We start from the raw sequence: 19,573 nt of genomic DNA, 5'->3' as shown, positions 1-19,573 counted from the left end.
TAAACCTGGAGATTAAAAGGGAGGTAGGCCCCTTGTTAGACGTTAATAATTTTGAGTATATGAAAATTGGTCTTGCTTCACCAGACAAGATTCGTTCTTGGTCACATGGAGAAGTTAAAAAACCAGAAACAATCAACTATCGTACGTTAAAGCCAGAAAAAGACGGTTTATTCTGTGAGAGAATTTTTGGACCTCAAAAGGACTGGGAATGTCATTGCGGAAAATATAAACGTGTTCGTTATAAAGGCGTAGTCTGTGACCGTTGTGGCGTTGAAGTCACCCGTGCTAAGGTGCGTCGTGAGCGTATGGGTCATATTGAGCTGGCAGCACCAGTTTCACACATATGGTATTTTAAAGGAATTCCTAGCCGTATGGGACTTGTTCTTGATATGTCTCCACGGGCTTTGGAAGAAGTTATTTACTTTGCATCTTACGTAGTAACTGAAACGGGCGATACGACTTTAGAAAAGAAACAGCTTCTTTCTGAAAAGGAATATCGTACATACCGTGAAAAATACGGTAAGAAATTCCAAGCTGCCATGGGTGCGGAAGCTATTAAAAAACTTTTACAAGATATTGATACGGAAAAGGAAGTAGAGTCGTTGAAAGAGGAGCTTAAAACAGCCCAAGGACAACGCAGAACCCGTGCAATCAAACGCTTGGAAGTGCTTGAAGCATTCCGTAACTCCGGAAATGAGCCTTCATGGATGATCCTTGACGTGCTTCCGGTCATTCCACCGGAGCTTCGTCCTATGGTTCAACTTGATGGAGGACGTTTTGCCACATCTGATTTAAATGATTTATATCGCCGTGTTATCAACCGTAATAATCGGTTGAAGAGATTACTGGACCTTGGAGCACCAAGCATTATCGTTCAAAATGAGAAGCGTATGCTGCAAGAAGCTGTCGATGCTCTTATCGATAATGGCCGTCGTGGCCGTCCGGTAACTGGACCAGGTAACCGTCCGTTAAAATCTTTATCTCACATGTTAAAAGGTAAACAAGGTCGTTTCCGTCAAAACCTTCTTGGTAAACGTGTTGATTACTCTGGCCGTTCCGTTATCGTAGTCGGACCAAACTTAAAGATGTACCAATGTGGTCTTCCGAAAGAAATGGCGATTGAATTATTCAAACCATTCGTAATGAAGGAGCTTGTTCAAAGAGGTCTGGCGCATAACATCAAATCCGCTAAGCGCAAAATTGAACGTTTATCTCCTGAAATATGGGATGTCCTAGAAGAAGTTATTAGAGAACACCCAGTACTATTGAACCGTGCACCGACTCTTCATAGACTTGGGATCCAAGCATTTGAACCAACGTTGGTTGAAGGTCGCGCAATTCGTTTGCATCCGCTCGTATGTACAGCTTACAACGCTGACTTTGACGGTGACCAAATGGCGGTCCATGTTCCTCTATCTTCTGAAGCACAAGCCGAAGCACGCATGCTTATGCTTGCAGCACAGAACATTTTGAACCCTAAAGATGGTAAACCTGTCGTTACACCTTCTCAAGATATGGTATTAGGTAACTATTACTTAACGCTGGAAAGAGAAGGCGCTATCGGTGAGGGTATGATCTTTAAAGATACAAGTGAAGCATTACTTGCATACCAAAACGGATATGTACACTTACATTCCCGTTGTGCCGTACATGCATCGTCACTAAATAATGAAACATTCACTGAAGAACAAAACGGCCAACTTCTAATTACGACTGTTGGAAAATTGATCTTCAATGAAATTTTACCTAAATCATTCCCGTATATTAACGAACCGACACGTTATAATCTGGAAACCAAAACTCCAGAGAAATATTTTGTGGAAAAGGGCGCTAATATCCCTGAATTGATTAAGTCCCAACCTGCTATCGATCCTTTCAAGAAGAAAATTCTTGGAAATATCATCGCGGAAGTCTTTAAACGCTTTAAAATTACCGAAACATCCAAAATGCTTGACCGGATGAAAGATCTTGGATTCAAATATTCGACAAAAGCTGGTATTACCGTTGGTGTGGCTGATATTGTCGTTTTAAAAGAAAAACAAGAAATCATTACTGAGGCTCAAACAAAAGTGGATAACGTCTTGAAGCAATTCAGACGCGGTCTTATTACTGAGGATGAGCGTTATGATCGCGTCATTTCGATTTGGAGTGCTGCCAAGGATACCATTCAGTCCAAACTTATGGACTCCCTGGACCGACGCAACCCGATCTTCATGATGAGTGATTCCGGTGCCCGTGGTAATGCTTCCAACTTTACGCAGCTTGCTGGTATGCGTGGTTTGATGGCCAACCCGGCTGGACGTATCATTGAATTACCGATCAAATCAAGTTTCCGTGAAGGTTTAACCGTGTTGGAGTACTTCATCTCTACACATGGTGCGCGTAAAGGTCTTGCCGATACAGCGCTTAAAACAGCCGATTCCGGCTACCTTACCCGTCGACTTGTTGACGTTGCCCAAGATGTCATCATCCGTGATGACGATTGTGGAACGGACCGCGGCTTGAAAATTTCAGCCTTGAGAGAGGGTACTGAAATAATTGAGCATCTTGAAGAGCGCCTAGTTGGCCGTTATGCAAGAAAAGCGATCAGACATCCAGAAACAAATGAAGTAATCGTGGCTGAAAACGATCTTATCACTGAAGATCTTGCTAACTATATTGAATCACTTGGAATCGAAACAGCATGGATCCGTTCTGCCTTTACATGTAACACCAGCCATGGTGTATGTAAAAAATGTTATGGACGCAACTTGGCTACCGGTCAAGAAGTTGAAGTGGGCGAAGCAGTCGGTATCATTGCCGCTCAATCAATCGGAGAACCTGGTACACAGTTGACGATGCGTACATTCCATACAGGTGGGGTTGCCGGGGACGATATCACTCAAGGTCTTCCTCGTATCCAAGAAATATTTGAAGCAAGGAATCCTAAAGGTCAAGCTGTCATTTCCGAAATTGAAGGAACGATTGTTTCCATCAATGAAATTCGGGATAAACAACAGGAAATCGTTGTTCAAGGTGCTGTTGAATCACGCACATATACTGCGCCGTACACAGCACGTTTAAGAGTAACTGTTGATACACCTGTCCGTCGTGGTGAAGAGTTGACAGAGGGTTCAATCGATCCGAAAGAATTGCTGAAGGTTACAGACGTGCTTACTGTTCAGGAGTACCTGCTTCATGAAGTTCAAAAAGTATACCGGATGCAAGGTGTTGAAATCGGTGATAAGCACATCGAGGTAATGGTTAGACAAATGATGCGTAAAGTCCGTGTGCTTGATGCAGGTGAAACTGAAGTGCTTCCAGGAACATTATTGGATGTCAACCAGTTCACTACTGCAAACACTGATGCATTGCTGACCAACAAATTACCAGCTACAGGCCGTCCTGTATTGCTAGGTATCACAAAAGCATCTCTTGAAACGGATTCCTTCTTGTCCGCCGCGTCATTCCAAGAAACAACTAGGGTCTTGACTGATGCAGCAATAAAAGGAAAACGTGATGAATTGCTTGGGCTTAAAGAAAATGTCATCATCGGTAAACTTGTCCCTGCAGGAACGGGAATGCTTAGATACAGAAAAGCAAACCCTGTCGTTGTTGACGAAAGTGCCGATACAGTAACAGTGGATTAATGGAAAAAGGACCAGCTCAATAATTTAAACTGAAAACCACACTCCCGTTTCCTATTGGAGGAGATGAAGGATCAGAATTTATTGAGCTGGTCTCTCTTATTACTCATGGAAGGCTGAAAAGCCTATGAGAATTTGATAATTTCCGTTTGGGCAAATTGAAAATCTTAATAGAATTATGTAAGGAAAACCTTTTGCTTGAATTATTTTTTTGAAAGAAGTTGACAGTATCCGACTTATAATGATACTATAGCAAAGGTGCTCCTATGTTACCCTGTAACTTTGGAGGATATGGACCATGTCTTATGAAAAAGTAATACAGGCAAAGTCAGTGATTATAGGGACGAAGCAAGCAGTTAGAGCTCTTAAAAACAATTTAATTCAAGAAGTTATCATCGCTGATGATGCAGATATATACTTGACTGGGCGTGTCGTTGAGACCGCCAAAGAATTGGATGTTCCTATCACATATGTTGATTCGATGAGAATGCTTGGCAAAGCATGTGGTATTGATGTCGGAGCAGCAACTGTTGCCATTAAAAAGTAAAAATGTTTTTGCAATAATATTTGCAAAGACTTTGTTTTTACCCATTTATGAACCACCTGGATGTGTGGTACTAGAAATGAAAACGTGAAGGGAGGAAAAATGTAATGCCTACTATTAATCAATTAGTGCGTAAAGGACGCGAGTCTAAAGAGGTTAATTCAAAATCTCCAGCACTTAACAAAGGCTACAACAGCTTTAAAAAAGCACAAACTAACGTATCATCTCCGCAAAAACGTGGTGTTTGCACTCGTGTGGGTACTATGACACCGAAAAAACCAAACTCCGCGTTACGTAAATATGCGCGTGTACGTCTAACAAACGGTATCGAGGTAACAGCTTATATCCCAGGTATCGGTCACAACCTACAAGAACACAGCGTGGTTCTTATCCGTGGCGGACGTGTAAAAGATTTACCAGGGGTACGTTACCATATCGTACGTGGTGCTCTTGATACAGCTGGAGTTAACAATCGTATGCAAGGCCGTTCTAAATACGGTACTAAGCGTCCGAAAGCAGCAAAAAAATAAACTAAAACCAAAATTGAACTTTCTTGAAAGGAGGAAATATAATGCCTCGTAAAGGACCTGTAACGAAAAGAGACGTATTACCAGATCCAATATATAATTCAAAACTTGTGACTCGCTTAATCAACAAATTAATGGTTGATGGACAAAGAGGTAAATCACAAAAAATTCTTTACTCTGCATTTGATTTAATCAAAGAACGTACTGGCAATGAGCCGATCGAAGTTTTCGATCAAGCACTTAAAAACATCATGCCTGTACTAGAAGTAAAAGCACGCCGTGTGGGTGGAGCTAACTACCAAGTACCAGTTGAGGTGCGTCCAGACCGTAAATCGACTCTAGGACTTCGTTGGTTAGTAAACTACTCTCGCCTTCGTGGAGAAAAAACGATGGAAGAGCGTTTAGCTTATGAAATCATGGATGCTGCCAACAATACTGGAGCAGCAGTTAAGAAACGTGAAGATACACACAAAATGGCTGAAGCCAACAAAGCTTTCGCACATTATCGCTGGTAAGATTAAACACTATAAAATCCTTATAGAAGGAAGGAGAAAGACAAATGGCAAGAGAGTTCTCCTTAGCAAACACTCGTAATATCGGTATCATGGCTCACATCGATGCTGGTAAAACGACAACAACAGAACGTGTTCTTTATTATACTGGTAAAATTCACAAAATCGGTGAAACGCACGAAGGTGCTTCACAAATGGACTGGATGGAACAGGAACAAGAACGCGGAATCACGATCACATCCGCTGCAACAACTGCGCAGTGGAAAGGTCACCGTGTAAACATCATCGATACACCGGGACACGTAGACTTCACAGTTGAAGTTGAACGTTCTTTGCGCGTACTTGATGGAGCTGTAGCTGTACTTGATGCCCAATCAGGTGTTGAGCCTCAAACTGAAACGGTTTGGCGCCAAGCTACAACTTACGGTGTACCACGTGTCGTATTCGTAAATAAAATGGACAAAATCGGTGCAGACTTCTTGTATTCAGTTGGAACTATCCACGATCGTTTACAAGCTAACGCTCACCCAGTTCAGTTACCAATCGGAGCAGAGGATCAATTCTCTGCAATCATTGACCTAATTGAAATGAAAACTCATTTCTACGGTAATGACCTAGGAACTGATATCACTATCGGTGAAATTCCTGAAGAACACCGTGAATTAGCTGAAGAATACCGTGAAAAGTTAATTGAAGCAGTAGCAGAAGTTAATGAAGACTTAATGGAAAAATACCTTGGCGGCGAAGAAATCAGCATTGCTGAATTAAAAGCAGCTATCCGTACAGCAACCGTTAATGTTGAATTCTTCCCAGTTATCTGCGGATCGGCTTTCAAAAACAAAGGTGTTCAATTAATGCTTGATAACGTTATCGACTTCCTTCCTTCTCCATTGGATGTACCAGCTATCAAAGGTACATTACCGGATTCAGAAGATGAAGTTGAACGTCATTCAGATGATTCTGAACCGTTCTCTGCTTTAGCGTTTAAAGTTATGACTGACCCTTACGTTGGTAAACTTACATTCTTCCGTGTGTACTCTGGTACACTAGAATCAGGATCTTATGTAATCAACTCAACTAAAGGAAAACGTGAGCGTATTGGACGTATCCTTCAAATGCACGCAAACAGCCGTGAAGAAATTTCTACTGTATATGCAGGAGATATCGCAGCAGCCGTTGGTTTGAAAGATACTACAACTGGAGATACTCTATGTGATGACAAGAACCAAGTAATTCTTGAGTCCATGGTATTCCCAGAGCCAGTTATCTCTCTATCAGTTGAGCCGAAATCAAAAGCAGACCAAGACAAAATGTCTCAAGCTTTACAAAAGCTTCAAGATGAAGATCCAACATTCCGTGCGCATACTGACCAAGAAACTGGTCAAACGATCATCGCTGGTATGGGTGAACTTCACTTGGACATCCTTGTTGACCGTATGCGTCGCGAATTCAAAGTGGAAGCAAACGTTGGTGCTCCTCAAGTAGCATACCGTGAAACTTTCCGTGGTTCAGCTAAAGTTGAAGGTAAATTCGTTCGCCAATCTGGTGGTCGTGGACAATTCGGACACGTATGGATTGAATTTGGTCCAAACGAAGAAGGTAAAGGATTCGAATTTGAAAATGCTATCGTCGGTGGTGTAGTACCACGTGAATATATCCCTGCTGTACAAGCTGGATTAGTTGATTCACTTGACCGTGGTGTACTTGCTGGTTACCCGCTAGTCGACATCAAAGCTAAATTATTCGACGGATCTTACCATGACGTTGACTCCAACGAAATGGCATTTAAAATCGCTGCATCTATGGCACTTAAAAATGCAGCATCTAAATGTAGTCCTGTCATCCTTGAACCGATCATGAAAGTGGAAGTAGTTATTCCAGAAGATTACCTAGGCGACATCATGGGAGATATCACATCTCGTCGTGGTCGTGTAGAAGGTATGGAAGCTCGCGGTAACACGCAAATGGTTAAAGCGATGGTTCCACTATCTGAAATGTTCGGATATGCTACATCTTTACGTTCTAACACTCAAGGACGCGGAACATTCTCTATGCACTTCGATCATTATGAAGAAGTACCTAAGAGCATTTCTGAAGAAATCATCAAAAAAAATAAAGGTGAATAATTGATTTTCATCTCTTATTAAAGTATAACTATCTTATGTAAGCTGTGATGGAAGAATTAGTCTTCTTTCACAGCCCCTATATACTTAATTTTTTATTTATAATTTTAAGGAGGAATTCCTAATGGGAAAAGCTAAATTTGATCGTTCAAAACCGCACGTTAACGTTGGAACAATTGGTCACGTTGACCATGGTAAAACAACTCTAACTGCTGCAATCACAACTGTACTTGCTAAATCTGGTGGAGCTGAAGCTCGCGCTTATGACCAAATCGATGGTGCTCCAGAAGAAAGAGAACGTGGTATCACAATCTCTACTGCACACGTTGAGTACGAAACAGCTACTCGTCACTATGCACACGTTGACTGCCCAGGACATGCTGACTATGTTAAAAACATGATCACAGGTGCTGCACAAATGGACGGCGGAATCCTAGTAGTATCTGCTGCTGATGGCCCAATGCCACAAACTCGTGAGCACATCCTTCTTTCTCGTCAAGTAGGTGTACCATACCTAGTAGTATTCATGAACAAATGCGACATGGTAGATGACGAAGAACTTCTTGAATTAGTAGAAATGGAAATCCGTGATCTACTATCTGAATATGAATTCCCTGGCGATGACATTCCAGTTATCAAAGGATCTGCCCTAAAAGCTCTTCAAGGAGACGCTGCTTGGGAAGAAAAAATTCATGAATTAATGACAGCTGTTGACGAGTACATCCCAGAACCAACTCGTGACACTGACAAGCCATTCATGATGCCAGTTGAGGATGTATTCTCAATCACTGGTCGTGGAACAGTTGCAACTGGTCGTGTTGAGCGTGGACAAGTTAAAGTCGGTGACGTTGTTGACATCATCGGTTTCAACGAAGAGTCTAAACCAACAACTGTAACTGGTGTTGAAATGTTCCGTAAACTTCTTGACTATGCTGAAGCTGGTGACAACATCGGTGCACTTCTTCGTGGTGTATCCCGTGAAGATATCCAACGTGGACAAGTTCTTGCTAAACCAAGCACTATCACTCCACACACAAAGTTCAAAGCTGAAGTTTATGTTCTTTCTAAAGAAGAAGGTGGACGTCACACTCCATTCTTTACAAACTACCGTCCTCAGTTCTACTTCCGTACAACTGACGTAACTGGTATTTGTAACCTTCCTGAAGGCGTAGAAATGGTTATGCCTGGAGATAACATCGAAATGACTGTAGAACTTATCGCTCCAATCGCTATCGAAGAAGGTACTAAATTCTCTATCCGTGAGGGTGGACGTACTGTAGGCGCTGGCGTAGTTGCTACAATCCAAGAATAATTGATTGATAAAACAATATTGGAAGGGACGCCTTCCGGAAGAAGCAGATGGGACGCCATCTGCTTCTTTTTTATTTGTAAAGGATATTCATACTTTCTTCTATAATAACTGGAGTTTACTTAATGGGTTTCTTGATAATTACAAATGAAGAAAATGGATACGAAAGACCTCGTAGAATGTACTTGTAAATACTTGTGATAGTATGTATAATAATAAAAGTGTGTTGCACAAGAAAAATATAAGTTTGACTTGCATTTCACTTGTGTTATATGTATAATAGACAATGTTGGTCTTTGACTGCGATGATATGGAAGGTTGCTGACACACCCGGCCGCTTTGCCATGGCGAGTGTGTGGGAAATTTCCATTGAGAAGGTCTATTTTAAAATAGGCGAAAAGGAGGGAAAATTATGGCAAAACAAAAAATTCGTATCCGTTTAAAAGCATATGATCACAGAATCCTTGATCAATCTGCTGAGAAAATTGTTGAAACTGCAAAACGTTCTGGTGCGGCTGTATCTGGTCCGATTCCATTACCTACTGAAAGATCGGTATACACGATCCTACGTGCGGTTCATAAATACAAAGATTCTCGTGAACAATTCGAAATGCGTACGCATAAACGTCTAATCGACATCGTTAACCCAACTCCACAAACAGTTGACTCATTGATGCGTTTAGATTTACCATCAGGCGTTGACATTGAAATCAAATTATAATTCATATAAATATGAACAATTACTCTAGGAGGTGTGACTTATGACCAAAGGAATCTTAGGAAGAAAAATCGGTATGACTCAAGTTTTTGCTGAAAACGGTGAACTTATTCCGGTAACAGTTATCGAAGCTGCTAATAACGTGGTTCTTCAAAAGAAAACTGTTGAAACTGATGGCTATGAAGCAGTTCAAGTTGGTTTTGAAAACAAACGTGAAAAGCTTTCTAACAAACCTGAAAAGGGCCATGTTGAAAAAGCAAATACTACTCCTAAGCGCTTCATTCGCGAATTCCGCGGAACGGATCTTACTGAATATGAGATCGGTCAAGAAGTCAATGTTAGTATTTTCGCTGAAGGCGATTTAGTAGATGTATCAGGAATTTCAAAAGGTAAAGGTTTCCAAGGCTCTATCAAGCGTCATGGACAATCTCGCGGACCTATGTCTCATGGTTCTCGTTACCACCGTCGCCCAGGTTCAATGGGTCCTGTAGCTCCAAACCGCGTATTCAAAGGTAAACTTTTACCAGGACGTATGGGTGGAGATCAAATCACTGTTCAAAACTTAGCTATCGTTAAAGTTGATGTTGAACGTAACCTACTATTGATCAAAGGTAATGTACCTGGTGCTAGAAAAGCATTGATCAAAGTTAAATCTGCTGTTAAAGCAAAGTAATTTCTGAGAAAGGAGGAGCAATAGAATGCCAAAAGTTACATTGTTCAACCAAACAGGTTCACAAGTTGGCGACATCGAACTAAATGAATCCATCTTTGGTATCGAACCTAATAATCACGTATTATTTGAAGCAATCATCATGCAACGAGCTTCCTTACGTCAAGGAACTCATAAAGTTAAAAACCGTTCTGAAGTTGCAGGCGGTGGACGTAAACCTTGGAAACAAAAAGGAACTGGACGTGCGCGTCAAGGGTCTATCCGTTCTCCACAATGGCGTGGCGGTGGCGTTGTTTTTGGACCAACTCCAAGATCTTACGCTTACAAGCTACCAAAAAAGGTACGTCGTTTAGCTATTAAATCTGCATTGTCTGCAAAGGCATTGGAAGAGAACATTTTGGTACTTGAAAGCTTGTCTTTCGAAGCTCCAAAAACAAAAGAGTTTGTAGCGGTACTTAAAAACCTTTCTGTAGATACTAAAACGTTAGTGGTTACTGACGGTTTAGATGAGAAAGTTGCTCTTTCTGCACGTAACATCCCTGGTGTTACTGTAGTTGAAGCTGATGGTCTTAATGTTCTTGATGTTGTTTCACACAACAAATTGATCTTGACTAAATCAGCTGTCGAAAAAGTAGAGGAGGTGCTTGCATAATGGATGCACGCGATATCATTAAGCGCCCCGTAATCACTGAACGCTCTTCAGACATAATGGCTGAAAAGAAATATACTTTTGAAGTTGATGTTAGAGCTAATAAAACTCAAGTTAAAGATGCTGTTCAAGAAATTTTCGGCGTTAAAGTTGAGAAAGTAAACATCATGAACTACAAAGGTAAATTCAAACGCATGGGCAAACATGCAGGCTATACTAACAAGCGCCGTAAAGCTATTGTTAAATTAACTGCTGACAGCAAAGAAATCGAGCTATTCGAGGCTTAATTCATTAGAGAAGGAGGGAAATACAAATGGCGATTAAGAAGTATAAACCTACCTCTAACGGTCGACGTAATATGACAACTTCCGATTTTGCTGAGATCACTACAGACAAACCGGAAAAATCATTACTTGCTCCTTTACACAGCAAAGGCGGCCGTAATAACCAAGGTAAGTTAACAGTTCGTCATCAAGGTGGCGGCCACAAGCGTCAATACCGTATCATCGATTTCAAACGGAATAAAGATGGTATACCAGGACGCGTTGCTACTATTGAGTACGATCCAAATCGTTCTGCAAACATTGCATTAATTAATTACGTTGATGGAGAAAAACGTTATATCCTAGCTCCGAAAAACTTAGAAGTAGGTTTGGAAGTTATGTCAGGTCCAGAAGCTGACATCAAAGTGGGTAACGCACTACCTCTAATTAACATCCCAGTTGGTACAGTAATTCATAACATCGAGCTTAAACCAGGAAAAGGTGGACAATTAGTCCGTTCAGCAGGTACATCTGCTCAAGTACTTGGTAAAGAAGGCCGTTATGTACTTGTACGTTTAAACTCAGGTGAGGTTCGTATGATTCTTGCTACTTGCCGTGCTTCAATCGGTCAAGTCGGTAATGAACAACATGAACTTATCAACATTGGTAAAGCTGGCCGTAACCGTTGGTTAGGTAAACGCCCAACAGTTCGTGGATCTGTAATGAACCCGAATGATCACCCACACGGTGGTGGTGAAGGTAAAGCGCCAATCGGACGTAAATCACCAATGTCTCCATGGGGTAAACCTACTCTTGGATTCAAAACTCGTAAGAAGAAAAATAAATCCGATAAATTTATCGTACGTCGTCGTAAAAAATAACGGGATTGAGCTACGGTTCATAAATAGAACCGTAGAACAGTCACGAAGGGAGGTACTCGCATGGGTCGTAGCTTAAAAAAAGGGCCTTTTGTTGATGATCATTTATTGGTAAAAGTTGAAAAATTAAATGAAGCTGACAAGAAACAGGTAGTAAAAACTTGGTCTCGTCGCTCAACAATCTTCCCGCAATTCATCGGACACACAATCGCCGTTTATGACGGTCGTAAGCACGTGCCGGTTTATGTAACAGAAGATATGGTAGGTCACAAACTAGGCGAATTCGCGCCTACACGCACTTATAAAGGTCACGCAAGTGATGACAAGAAAACAAGACGTTAATGAGAGGAGGGCATCTCATGCAAGCTAAAGCTGTCGCTAAAACAGTTCGTATTGCTCCTCGTAAAGTGCGTTTAGTCGCAGATTTAATTCGAGGAAAACAAGTAGGTGAAGCAGTAGCGATTCTTCGCTTAACACCAAAATCTGCTTCTCCAGTCGTAGAAAAAATTCTGAAATCTGCTATCGCAAATGCAGAACATAACTACGAAATGGATATTAATAACCTAGTCGTTTCAGAAGCATACGTTAATGAAGGACCAACATTAAAACGTTTCCGTCCTCGCGCTCAAGGTCGTGCGAGTGCAATTAACAAACGTACTAGTCATATTACAATCGTTGTATCAGAAAAGAAGGAGGGGTAATCTGTGGGTCAAAAGGTAAATCCAATCGGTATGCGTATCGGGATAATCCGTGACTGGGAATCCAAATGGTACGCTGATAAAGACTACGCAGTTCTTTTGCATGAAGACATCAAAGTTCGTGAATATATCGCGAAACGTCTAAATGATGCTTCTGTTTCAAAAGTTGAAATCGAGCGTGCAGCTAACCGTATCAATGTATCTGTCCACACTGCTAAACCAGGAATGGTTATCGGTAAAGGCGGTACTGAGGTCGAAGCACTTCGTAAAGCTTTGAACCAGTTGACTGGCAAAAGAGTTCATATCAATATCATCGAAATTAAAAGAGCAGATCTTGACGCAAAATTGGTTGCAGAAAACATCGCTCGTCAATTAGAAAACCGTGTTTCATTCCGTCGTGCTCAAAAGCAAGCTATCCAACGTACTATGCGTTCTGGAGCAAAAGGAATCAAAACTCAAGTTTCTGGTCGTCTTGGCGGTGCTGATATTGCTCGTGCTGAACATTACAGCGAAGGAACAGTTCCACTTCACACACTTCGTGCAGACATAGACTATGCTCATGCTGAAGCAGATACTACTTACGGTAAGCTAGGCGTGAAAGTTTGGATCTACCGTGGAGAAGTTCTTCCTACTAAGAAGAAATCTGAGGAAGGAGGAAAATAATATGTTATTGCCAAAACGCGTAAAATACCGTCGTGAACACCGCGGTAAGATGAGAGGGATGGCTAAGGGCGGCACTGAAGTTCACTTCGGAGAATTTGGACTTCAAGCTCAAGAAGCTTCCTGGATCACGAACCGTCAAATCGAAGCAGCTCGTATTGCGATGACTCGTTATATGAAACGTGGAGGGAAAGTTTGGATCAAAATCTTCCCAAGCAAACCTTACACAGCTAAGCCGCTTGAAGTACGGATGGGTTCCGGTAAAGGTGCTCCTGAAGGATGGGTAGCAGTTGTTAAACCGGGCAAAGTTATGTTTGAAATCTCTGGTGTATCTGAAGAGGTGGCAAGAGAAGCATTGCGCCTTGCAGCACACAAACTTCCAATCAAATGCAAGTTTGTAAAAAGAGAGGAAATTGGTGGTGAAACAAATGAAAGCTAATGAAATCAAAGATCTAACCACTGCTGAAATTGAACAAAAACTAAAATCTCTTAAAGAAGAACTATTTAATCTTCGTTTCCAGTTAGCTACTGGACAACTTGAAAATACAGCTCGCATCCGTGAAGTTCGCAAATCGATTGCTCGTATGAAAACAGTTGTTCGTCAAAGAGAAATCGGTGTCACTAATCGATAATGAATGGAGGTTTGCAGAATGAGCGAACGCAACCAACGCAAAATCTACACTGGACGCGTAGTATCCGACAAAATGGATAAAACAGTTACAGTTGTTGTAGAGACCTATAAAAAGCATTCTTTATACGGTAAACGCGTGAAATATTCTAAAAAGTTTAAAGCTCATGACGAGCTAAACGAAGCTAAAGCAGGCGACGTAGTACGTATCATGGAAACTCGTCCACTTTCAGCTACAAAACGCTTCCGTCTTGTAGAAGTAGTAGAAAAAGCAGTAATCATTTAATCTAGTTCGGATTAAGCTAATTCCGAAGGGAGGTACCGTACATGATTCAACAAGAATCTCGTTTAAAAGTCGCTGACAATTCAGGTGCTCGTGAAGTGCTAACAATTAAAGTCCTAGGTGGTTCAGGCCGTAAGACTGCAAACATCGGTGATATCATCGTTTGTACAGTTAAACAGGCAACACCAGGAGGCGTTGTTAAAAAAGGTGAAGTCGTTAAGGCTGTTGTTGTCCGTACAAAACGTGGTATGCGTCGTCCTGACGGTTCTTACATTCGTTTCGATGAAAACGCATGTGTAATTATCCGTGACGATAAGAGTCCACGTGGAACACGTATTTTTGGACCTGTTGCTCGTGAATTACGTGACAATAGTTTCATGAAGATCGTTTCTCTTGCTCCAGAAGTTCTATAATATGTAAAATTTGTATAAAGCCTTTCAAGGAGGTGCCAAGCTAATGCATGTTAAAAAAGGTGACAAAGTCGTAGTCATCTCTGGTAAGGACAAAGGCAAACAAGGAACAATTCTTTCTGCATATCCGAAACAAAATCGTGTACTTGTTGAAGGAATTAACATCGTGAAAAAGCATTCAAAGCCATCTCAACTTAATCCACAAGGTGGAATTATCAGTAAAGAAGCTGCTATTCACGTATCCAATGTAATGCCACTTGATCCTAAATCAGGTAAACCGACTCGTGTTGGATATAAGATCGAAAATGGTAAAAAAGTACGCGTAGCTAAAATATCAGGTGAAACTTTAGATAAATAAGTCATAAATGAAGGGAGGTACACTAAGCAATGAGCCGCCTTAAAGAAAAATTCAAAAGTGAAATTACACCGTCATTGATGGGTAAATTCAACTATCAATCAGTAATGCAAGTACCAAACATTGAGAAAATCGTTATTAACATGGGTGTGGGTGACGCAGTTTCTAACTCGAAAGCTTTAGATACAGCTGTTGAAGAACTTACATTGATCACTGGTCAAAAACCAGTTATAACAAAAGCAAAAAAATCAATCGCAGGCTTCCGTTTGCGTGAAGGTATGCCTATCGGAGCGAAAGTTACATTACGTGGTGAGCGTATGTATCAATTCCTTGATAAGCTAGTATCTGTATCTTTACCGCGTGTACGTGATTTCCGTGGCGTTTCAAAGAAATCCTTTGACGGACGTGGGAACTATACATTAGGCGTTAAAGAACAACTTATCTTCCCTGAGATTGATTACGATAAAGTGAGCAAAGTTCGTGGTATGGACATCGTTATCGTAACGACTGCCAACACTGACGAAGAAGCTCGTGAACTACTTACTCAAGTTGGAATGCCGTTCCAAAAGTAATCTCTAAATAAAGGGAGGCGAAATCGTGGCTAAAAAGTCTATGATCGTAAAGCAAAAACGCGAACAGAAGTTTAAAGTACAAGAATATACACGTTGCGAACGTTGCGGACGTCCACATTCTGTATTACGTAAATTTAAACTTTGTCGTATTTGTTTCCGCGAACTTGCATATAAAGGACAAATTCCTGGCGTTAAAAAAGCTAGCTGGTAAAACCCGAGTTTGGGAAGGAGGTAAAATATAATGGTCATGACAGATCCTATTGCAGATATGCTTACTCGCATCCGTAATGCGAATATGGTTCGTCACGAAAAACTGGAAGTTCCTGCTTCAAAGATCAAAAAGGAAATTGCTGAGATCTTAAAAAGTGAAGGCTTCGTACGTGACTTTGAATTAATCGAAGACAACAAACAAGGTATCATCCGTATCTTCTTAAAATACGGTGCAAACAACGAACGTGTTATCACTGGTCTAAAACGTATCAGCAAACCTGGTTTGCGTGTATATGCAAAAACTGGAGAGGTACCACGCGTTCTTAACGGTTTAGGTATCGCAATTGTTTCTACTTCTCACGGAGTTTTAACAGACAAAGAAGCTCGCTCTAAACAAGTTGGCGGAGAAGTTTTAGCATACGTTTGGTAATACATTTTCACAAGAATGGAGGTGCACATTATGTCTCGTATAGGTAAAAAACCTATTGAAATCCCTGCAGGCGTAACAGTTACTGTTACTGGAAGTGAAGTAACTGTTAAAGGACCTAAAGGTGAATTATCTAGATCATTCAGTCCTGACCTTTCAATCGTTGTTGAAGAGAACGTGTTAACTGTAACACGCCCGTCTGACGAGAAGACTCACCGTTCTTTACACGGTACTACTCGCGCGCTTATCTCTAACATGATTGAAGGTGTATCAACAGGTTTCGTAAAATCACTTGAACTTATTGGGGTTGGGTACCGTGCACAAAAGCAAGGTAACAAGCTTATCCTTAACGTAGGATATTCCCACCCTGTAGAAATAGAGCCAGAAGCTGGCGTTGAAGTCGAAGTTCCTTCTAATACAAAAGTAATCGTAAAAGGTGCAAGCAAAGAACGTGTAGGAGCTCTAGCAGCTAATATCCGTGATGTTCGCCCGCCTGAACCGTATAAAGGTAAAGGTATCCGTTACGAAGGCGAATTCGTTCGTCGTAAAGAAGGTAAAACAGGTAAGTAATGCCGCATAAGTAAACGAAAGGAGTGACGTAAATGATTACGAAGCTTGATAAAAATGCTACTCGTCAGAAAAGACATGCGCGTGTACGTGCTAAGCTTTCTGGAACAGAAGCTCGTCCTCGTTTAAATGTGTTTCGTTCAAACAAACACATTTACGCACAATTAATTGACGATGCAAAAGGCGTAACATTGGCAAGTGCTTCAACTCTTGATAAAGAGATCGGTATCGAAGCAGGTAGCAATGCTGAAGCAGCTCAAAAAGTTGGCGAACTTATTGCGAAACGTGCTGTTGAAAAAGGTTTCAAAGCTGTGGTTTTTGACCGCGGTGGTTACCTCTTCCATGGTCGTGTTAAAGCATTGGCTGACGCTGCTCGTGAAAACGGCTTAGAATTTTAATGGATAAGGAGGGACATAACAGATGCGTAGCATTGATCCTAATAAATTAGAACTTGAAGAACGCGTAGTTACAGTAAATCGTGTAGCTAAAGTTGTTAAAGGCGGACGTCGTTTCCGTTTCACTGCACTAGTTGTTGTTGGTGATAAAAATGGTCATGTTGGATTTGGTACTGGTAAAGCTCAAGAAGTTCCGGATGCTATCCGTAAAGCTATTGAGGATGCTAAGAAAAATCTAATTACAGTACCAATGGTTGGTACTACTATTCCTCACCTTGTGAACGGTCGCTATGGCGCAGGTCACATTCTATTGAAACCAGCTTCTGAAGGTACAGGAGTAATTGCTGGTGGTCCTGTTCGTGCGGTACTTGAATTAGGCGGAGTTAGCGATATCTTGTCTAAATCACTAGGTACTAATACACCTATTAATATGGTTCGCGCAACTATCGAAGGATTGAAGCAATTGAAACGTGCTGAAGACGTAGCTAAGTTACGTGGAAAATCAGTACAAGAACTGTTAGGATAAGGAGGGAAATCGAATTATGGCTAATAAATTAGAAATCACCCTCACTCGCAGCTTGATTGGTCGTCCTGAAGATCAACGTGTTACAGTTAACACTTTGGGTTTACGCAAAATGCATCAAACGGTTGTTCAAGAAGATAACCCTGCGATTCGCGGTATGATTACCAAAGTTGCTCATCTTGTTACTGTAAAAGAACAATAAAATAATTTTTAACTTAACAAGGAGGTGCCAACATGAAACTTCATGAGTTAAAAGCTGCAGAAGGTTCTCGTAAAGAACGTAAACGTAAAGGTCGCGGTATTGGATCTGGTAACGGTAAAACAGCAGGTAAAGGACACAAAGGACAAAACGCTCGCTCCGGCGGCGGTGTGCGTCTTGGATTTGAAGGGGGTCAAACTCCTCTATTCAGACGTTTACCTAAACGTGGATTTACCAACATCAACCGTAAAGACTATGCTATCGTGAACCTTGATACGTTAAATCTTTTCGAAGACGGTACTGAAGTAACACCAGCTCTTCTACTTGAGACTGGCGTTGTAAGTAAAGAAAAAGCAGGAATCAAGATTCTTGCCAAAGGAAGCATTGAGAAAAAGCTTACTGTTAAAGCTCACAAATTCTCGTCTACTGCTAAAGAAGCTATCGAAGCTGCTGGCGGTAATACAGAGGTGATCTAATGTTTCGCACGATCTCCAATTTTATGCGCGTGGGTGAAATAAGGAATAAGATTATTTTTACCCTTCTAATGTTAATCGTCTATCGCATCGGTACATTTATACCTGTACCGCATGTGAATGCCGATTTTCTCGCTGAACAGGACCAGCTTAGCGTCATCGGGCTTTTAAATACCTTTGGCGGCGGGGCACTGCAAAACTTTTCTATTTTAGCGATGGGTATCATGCCGTACATCACGGCATCCATCATCGTTCAGCTGCTACAGATGGATGTTGTTCCTAAGTTCACTGAATGGTCTAAACAAGGGGAAGCAGGGCGTCGTAAATTAGCGCAATTCACTCGTTACTTCACTATTATCCTAGGATTTATCCAAGCAGTTGGAATGTCCTATGGGTTCAATAATATGTCAGGTGGACAGTTGATTGAAAATCCTGGAATTGCAACATACTTGCTTATTGCGACTGTCTTAACGGCAGGAACAGCTTTTCTTTTGTGGTTAGGGGAGCTGATCACTGCTAAGGGTGTGGGTAATGGGATTTCCATCATTATCTTTGCTGGTATCGTAGCTAGTTTGCCAAATACGGCAAATCAGATTTACGCACAGCAATTTGAAAATGCCGGTGATCAATTATTCTTACGAATCATAACGATTATCCTCATAGTTTTAGCAGTATTAGCAATCGTGGTTGCTGTTATCTTCATTCAGCAGGCATTACGTAAAATTCCTATTCAGTATGCGAAACGTGCTGCGGTAGGTCGTACGCAAATGGGTGGCCAGTCTACTCATTTACCATTGAAAGTAAATGCTGCGGGGGTTATTCCGGTAATCTTTGCAATGGCATTTATTATTACTCCCACTACAATCGCTTCTTTCTTTGGAAAGAACAGCGTGACTAGCTGGATATCAACAAATCTTGATTACACCAAACCAATTGGTATGATCATATATGTTGCTCTTATCATTGCTTTTGCGTATTTTTATGCTTTCATTCAGGTTAATCCTGAACAAATGGCTGAGAATTTGAAAAAGCAAGGTGGCTATGTGCCGGGGATTCGTCCAGGTAAGAGTACACAAGAATATTTAACACGTGTTTTATACCGTTTGACGTTTGTAGGCTCGATATTCTTGGCCATCATTGCCGTTTTACCGGTATTTTTCATTAAGCTTGCTGATCTACCTCAATCTGCACAGATTGGTGGTACCAGTTTGCTGATCGTAGTCGGGGTTGCCCTTGATACGATGAAGCAGCTGGAATCACAACTTGTGAAGAGACACTATAAAGGCTTTATAAAGTAATGAGTTTTGGGAACGGCTTGTTCCCTTTACCCATTATAGAGTTTGAGGGGGAAGAA

At 41.3% G+C, this 19,573-nt stretch carries 28 protein-coding genes; all 28 read left to right on the top strand.

Features of this window, described 5'->3' with window-relative positions; genetic code table 11:
• Nucleotides 1-32: 32 nt before the first annotated feature.
• Nucleotides 33-3,629 carry a DNA-directed RNA polymerase subunit beta' gene (gene rpoC, locus OTG27_RS24690; protein ID WP_053537043.1) on the top strand — a complete coding sequence of 1,199 codons (3,597 nt, stop codon included), beginning with the start codon at nt 33-35 and terminating at the stop codon, nt 3,627-3,629.
• 295 nt (nt 3,630-3,924) lie between these two features.
• Nucleotides 3,925-4,173 (top strand): 50S ribosomal protein L7ae-like protein, encoded by a 249-nt coding sequence (locus tag OTG27_RS24685; RefSeq protein WP_034305040.1) that lies wholly within the window; start codon nt 3,925-3,927, stop codon nt 4,171-4,173.
• 104 nt (nt 4,174-4,277) lie between these two features.
• Complete coding sequence (rpsL, locus tag OTG27_RS24680; RefSeq protein ID WP_034305038.1) at nt 4,278-4,700, top strand: 30S ribosomal protein S12; 423 nt, start codon at nt 4,278-4,280, stop codon at nt 4,698-4,700.
• A gap of 41 nt (nt 4,701-4,741) precedes the next feature.
• Nucleotides 4,742-5,212 carry a 30S ribosomal protein S7 gene (rpsG, locus tag OTG27_RS24675; RefSeq protein ID WP_048677878.1) on the top strand — a complete coding sequence of 157 codons (471 nt, stop codon included), beginning with the start codon at nt 4,742-4,744 and terminating at the stop codon, nt 5,210-5,212.
• Nucleotides 5,213-5,256: 44 nt separating this feature from the next.
• Nucleotides 5,257-7,335, top strand: a complete 2,079-nt coding sequence (gene fusA / locus OTG27_RS24670) for an elongation factor G (protein WP_048677880.1) — start codon at nt 5,257-5,259, stop codon at nt 7,333-7,335.
• Nucleotides 7,336-7,456: 121 nt separating this feature from the next.
• A complete protein-coding gene (gene tuf, locus OTG27_RS24665; RefSeq protein WP_048677883.1) occupies nt 7,457-8,644 on the top strand; it encodes an elongation factor Tu in 1,188 nt (395 codons plus the stop codon).
• Nucleotides 8,645-9,053: 409 nt separating this feature from the next.
• Nucleotides 9,054-9,362 carry a 30S ribosomal protein S10 gene (gene rpsJ, locus OTG27_RS24660; protein ID WP_019244375.1) on the top strand — a complete coding sequence of 103 codons (309 nt, stop codon included), beginning with the start codon at nt 9,054-9,056 and terminating at the stop codon, nt 9,360-9,362.
• Nucleotides 9,363-9,402: 40 nt separating this feature from the next.
• The gene (gene rplC, locus OTG27_RS24655; RefSeq protein ID WP_048677885.1) at nt 9,403-10,032 is read left to right on the top strand and encodes a 50S ribosomal protein L3; all 630 of its coding nucleotides are present in this window, start codon (nt 9,403-9,405) and stop codon (nt 10,030-10,032) included.
• Between the two features lie 25 nt (nt 10,033-10,057).
• On the top strand, nt 10,058-10,681 hold the full coding sequence (gene rplD / locus OTG27_RS24650; protein WP_034305025.1) for a 50S ribosomal protein L4: 624 nt from the start codon (nt 10,058-10,060) through the stop codon (nt 10,679-10,681).
• On the top strand, nt 10,681-10,965 hold the full coding sequence (gene rplW, locus OTG27_RS24645; protein WP_034305023.1) for a 50S ribosomal protein L23: 285 nt from the start codon (nt 10,681-10,683) through the stop codon (nt 10,963-10,965). The genes rplD and rplW overlap by 1 nt, the downstream gene beginning before the upstream one ends.
• Nucleotides 10,966-10,991: 26 nt before the next feature.
• Nucleotides 10,992-11,822, top strand: coding sequence for a 50S ribosomal protein L2 (rplB, locus tag OTG27_RS24640; RefSeq protein WP_034305021.1), 831 nt, complete (start codon nt 10,992-10,994; stop codon nt 11,820-11,822).
• A gap of 60 nt (nt 11,823-11,882) precedes the next feature.
• Nucleotides 11,883-12,161 (top strand): 30S ribosomal protein S19, encoded by a 279-nt coding sequence (gene rpsS / locus OTG27_RS24635; RefSeq protein WP_034305018.1) that lies wholly within the window; start codon nt 11,883-11,885, stop codon nt 12,159-12,161.
• 17 nt (nt 12,162-12,178) lie between these two features.
• Nucleotides 12,179-12,520, top strand: a complete 342-nt coding sequence (gene rplV / locus OTG27_RS24630) for a 50S ribosomal protein L22 (protein ID WP_034305017.1) — start codon at nt 12,179-12,181, stop codon at nt 12,518-12,520.
• Between the two features lie 3 nt (nt 12,521-12,523).
• Nucleotides 12,524-13,180 carry a 30S ribosomal protein S3 gene (gene rpsC / locus OTG27_RS24625; protein WP_034305014.1) on the top strand — a complete coding sequence of 219 codons (657 nt, stop codon included), beginning with the start codon at nt 12,524-12,526 and terminating at the stop codon, nt 13,178-13,180.
• Nucleotide 13,181: 1 nt separating this feature from the next.
• A complete protein-coding gene (gene rplP, locus OTG27_RS24620; protein ID WP_034305012.1) occupies nt 13,182-13,616 on the top strand; it encodes a 50S ribosomal protein L16 in 435 nt (144 codons plus the stop codon).
• Nucleotides 13,606-13,809 (top strand): 50S ribosomal protein L29, encoded by a 204-nt coding sequence (rpmC, locus tag OTG27_RS24615; RefSeq protein WP_034305010.1) that lies wholly within the window; start codon nt 13,606-13,608, stop codon nt 13,807-13,809. The genes rplP and rpmC overlap by 11 nt, the downstream gene beginning before the upstream one ends.
• 18 nt (nt 13,810-13,827) lie before the next feature.
• On the top strand, nt 13,828-14,091 hold the full coding sequence (gene rpsQ, locus OTG27_RS24610) for a 30S ribosomal protein S17 (protein ID WP_048677887.1): 264 nt from the start codon (nt 13,828-13,830) through the stop codon (nt 14,089-14,091).
• A 41-nt stretch (nt 14,092-14,132) separates the two neighbouring features.
• A complete protein-coding gene (gene rplN / locus OTG27_RS24605) occupies nt 14,133-14,501 on the top strand; it encodes a 50S ribosomal protein L14 (RefSeq protein WP_034305005.1) in 369 nt (122 codons plus the stop codon).
• Between the two features lie 43 nt (nt 14,502-14,544).
• Nucleotides 14,545-14,856 carry a 50S ribosomal protein L24 gene (rplX, locus tag OTG27_RS24600; RefSeq protein ID WP_057276477.1) on the top strand — a complete coding sequence of 104 codons (312 nt, stop codon included), beginning with the start codon at nt 14,545-14,547 and terminating at the stop codon, nt 14,854-14,856.
• Nucleotides 14,857-14,885: 29 nt separating this feature from the next.
• Nucleotides 14,886-15,425: a 50S ribosomal protein L5 gene (gene rplE / locus OTG27_RS24595; RefSeq protein ID WP_048677889.1), complete on the top strand. Its 540-nt coding sequence runs from the start codon at nt 14,886-14,888 to the stop codon at nt 15,423-15,425.
• A gap of 25 nt (nt 15,426-15,450) precedes the next feature.
• A complete protein-coding gene (locus OTG27_RS24590) occupies nt 15,451-15,636 on the top strand; it encodes a type Z 30S ribosomal protein S14 (RefSeq protein WP_034304998.1) in 186 nt (61 codons plus the stop codon).
• A gap of 30 nt (nt 15,637-15,666) precedes the next feature.
• Nucleotides 15,667-16,065, top strand: coding sequence for a 30S ribosomal protein S8 (gene rpsH / locus OTG27_RS24585; RefSeq protein WP_034304995.1), 399 nt, complete (start codon nt 15,667-15,669; stop codon nt 16,063-16,065).
• A gap of 30 nt (nt 16,066-16,095) precedes the next feature.
• Nucleotides 16,096-16,632, top strand: a complete 537-nt coding sequence (gene rplF / locus OTG27_RS24580; RefSeq protein ID WP_048677892.1) for a 50S ribosomal protein L6 — start codon at nt 16,096-16,098, stop codon at nt 16,630-16,632.
• A 32-nt stretch (nt 16,633-16,664) separates the two neighbouring features.
• Nucleotides 16,665-17,027, top strand: coding sequence for a 50S ribosomal protein L18 (rplR, locus tag OTG27_RS24575; RefSeq protein WP_034304989.1), 363 nt, complete (start codon nt 16,665-16,667; stop codon nt 17,025-17,027).
• Between the two features lie 22 nt (nt 17,028-17,049).
• A complete protein-coding gene (gene rpsE, locus OTG27_RS24570) occupies nt 17,050-17,550 on the top strand; it encodes a 30S ribosomal protein S5 (protein WP_034304987.1) in 501 nt (166 codons plus the stop codon).
• 16 nt (nt 17,551-17,566) lie between these two features.
• On the top strand, nt 17,567-17,749 hold the full coding sequence (gene rpmD, locus OTG27_RS24565; protein WP_034304984.1) for a 50S ribosomal protein L30: 183 nt from the start codon (nt 17,567-17,569) through the stop codon (nt 17,747-17,749).
• Between the two features lie 32 nt (nt 17,750-17,781).
• On the top strand, nt 17,782-18,222 hold the full coding sequence (rplO, locus tag OTG27_RS24560) for a 50S ribosomal protein L15 (RefSeq protein ID WP_034304982.1): 441 nt from the start codon (nt 17,782-17,784) through the stop codon (nt 18,220-18,222).
• Entirely contained in the window at nt 18,222-19,517 is a 1,296-nt protein-coding gene (gene secY, locus OTG27_RS24555; RefSeq protein ID WP_057276478.1) for a preprotein translocase subunit SecY, read from the top strand. Before rplO ends, secY begins: the two co-directional genes overlap by 1 nt.
• Nucleotides 19,518-19,573 lie beyond the last annotated feature (56 nt).

Source organism: Peribacillus sp. AS_2 (assembly GCF_026891895.1).
GTDB classification, from domain to species: domain Bacteria; phylum Bacillota; class Bacilli; order Bacillales; family DSM-1321; genus Peribacillus; species Peribacillus frigoritolerans.
The sequence above is the reverse complement of the archived record's forward strand: the minus strand, read 5'-3'. Positions and strand labels throughout refer to the sequence as shown.

What these genes read in the sequence shown, in the direction of transcription:
- rplB (WP_034305021.1), top strand. Translation starts at nt 10,992, where the DNA reads ATGGCGATTAAGAAGTATAAACCTACCTCTAACGGTCGACGTAATATG.
- fusA (WP_048677880.1), top strand. Translation starts at nt 5,257, where the DNA reads ATGGCAAGAGAGTTCTCCTTAGCAAACACTCGTAATATCGGTATCATG.
- rpsE (WP_034304987.1), top strand. Translation starts at nt 17,050, where the DNA reads ATGCGTAGCATTGATCCTAATAAATTAGAACTTGAAGAACGCGTAGTT.
- rpsG (WP_048677878.1), top strand. Translation starts at nt 4,742, where the DNA reads ATGCCTCGTAAAGGACCTGTAACGAAAAGAGACGTATTACCAGATCCA.
- rplC (WP_048677885.1), top strand. Translation starts at nt 9,403, where the DNA reads ATGACCAAAGGAATCTTAGGAAGAAAAATCGGTATGACTCAAGTTTTT.
- rpsS (WP_034305018.1), top strand. Translation starts at nt 11,883, where the DNA reads ATGGGTCGTAGCTTAAAAAAAGGGCCTTTTGTTGATGATCATTTATTG.
- rplV (WP_034305017.1), top strand. Translation starts at nt 12,179, where the DNA reads ATGCAAGCTAAAGCTGTCGCTAAAACAGTTCGTATTGCTCCTCGTAAA.
- rplE (WP_048677889.1), top strand. Translation starts at nt 14,886, where the DNA reads ATGAGCCGCCTTAAAGAAAAATTCAAAAGTGAAATTACACCGTCATTG.
- OTG27_RS24685 (WP_034305040.1), top strand. Translation starts at nt 3,925, where the DNA reads ATGTCTTATGAAAAAGTAATACAGGCAAAGTCAGTGATTATAGGGACG.
- rpsQ (WP_048677887.1), top strand. Translation starts at nt 13,828, where the DNA reads ATGAGCGAACGCAACCAACGCAAAATCTACACTGGACGCGTAGTATCC.
- rplO (WP_034304982.1), top strand. Translation starts at nt 17,782, where the DNA reads ATGAAACTTCATGAGTTAAAAGCTGCAGAAGGTTCTCGTAAAGAACGT.
- rplW (WP_034305023.1), top strand. Translation starts at nt 10,681, where the DNA reads ATGGATGCACGCGATATCATTAAGCGCCCCGTAATCACTGAACGCTCT.
- rpsJ (WP_019244375.1), top strand. Translation starts at nt 9,054, where the DNA reads ATGGCAAAACAAAAAATTCGTATCCGTTTAAAAGCATATGATCACAGA.
- rplX (WP_057276477.1), top strand. Translation starts at nt 14,545, where the DNA reads ATGCATGTTAAAAAAGGTGACAAAGTCGTAGTCATCTCTGGTAAGGAC.
- rpmD (WP_034304984.1), top strand. Translation starts at nt 17,567, where the DNA reads ATGGCTAATAAATTAGAAATCACCCTCACTCGCAGCTTGATTGGTCGT.
- rpmC (WP_034305010.1), top strand. Translation starts at nt 13,606, where the DNA reads ATGAAAGCTAATGAAATCAAAGATCTAACCACTGCTGAAATTGAACAA.
- rpsL (WP_034305038.1), top strand. Translation starts at nt 4,278, where the DNA reads ATGCCTACTATTAATCAATTAGTGCGTAAAGGACGCGAGTCTAAAGAG.
- rplP (WP_034305012.1), top strand. Translation starts at nt 13,182, where the DNA reads ATGTTATTGCCAAAACGCGTAAAATACCGTCGTGAACACCGCGGTAAG.
- secY (WP_057276478.1), top strand. Translation starts at nt 18,222, where the DNA reads ATGTTTCGCACGATCTCCAATTTTATGCGCGTGGGTGAAATAAGGAAT.
- rplN (WP_034305005.1), top strand. Translation starts at nt 14,133, where the DNA reads ATGATTCAACAAGAATCTCGTTTAAAAGTCGCTGACAATTCAGGTGCT.
- rpsH (WP_034304995.1), top strand. Translation starts at nt 15,667, where the DNA reads ATGGTCATGACAGATCCTATTGCAGATATGCTTACTCGCATCCGTAAT.
- rplR (WP_034304989.1), top strand. Translation starts at nt 16,665, where the DNA reads ATGATTACGAAGCTTGATAAAAATGCTACTCGTCAGAAAAGACATGCG.
- rplF (WP_048677892.1), top strand. Translation starts at nt 16,096, where the DNA reads ATGTCTCGTATAGGTAAAAAACCTATTGAAATCCCTGCAGGCGTAACA.
- rplD (WP_034305025.1), top strand. Translation starts at nt 10,058, where the DNA reads ATGCCAAAAGTTACATTGTTCAACCAAACAGGTTCACAAGTTGGCGAC.
- tuf (WP_048677883.1), top strand. Translation starts at nt 7,457, where the DNA reads ATGGGAAAAGCTAAATTTGATCGTTCAAAACCGCACGTTAACGTTGGA.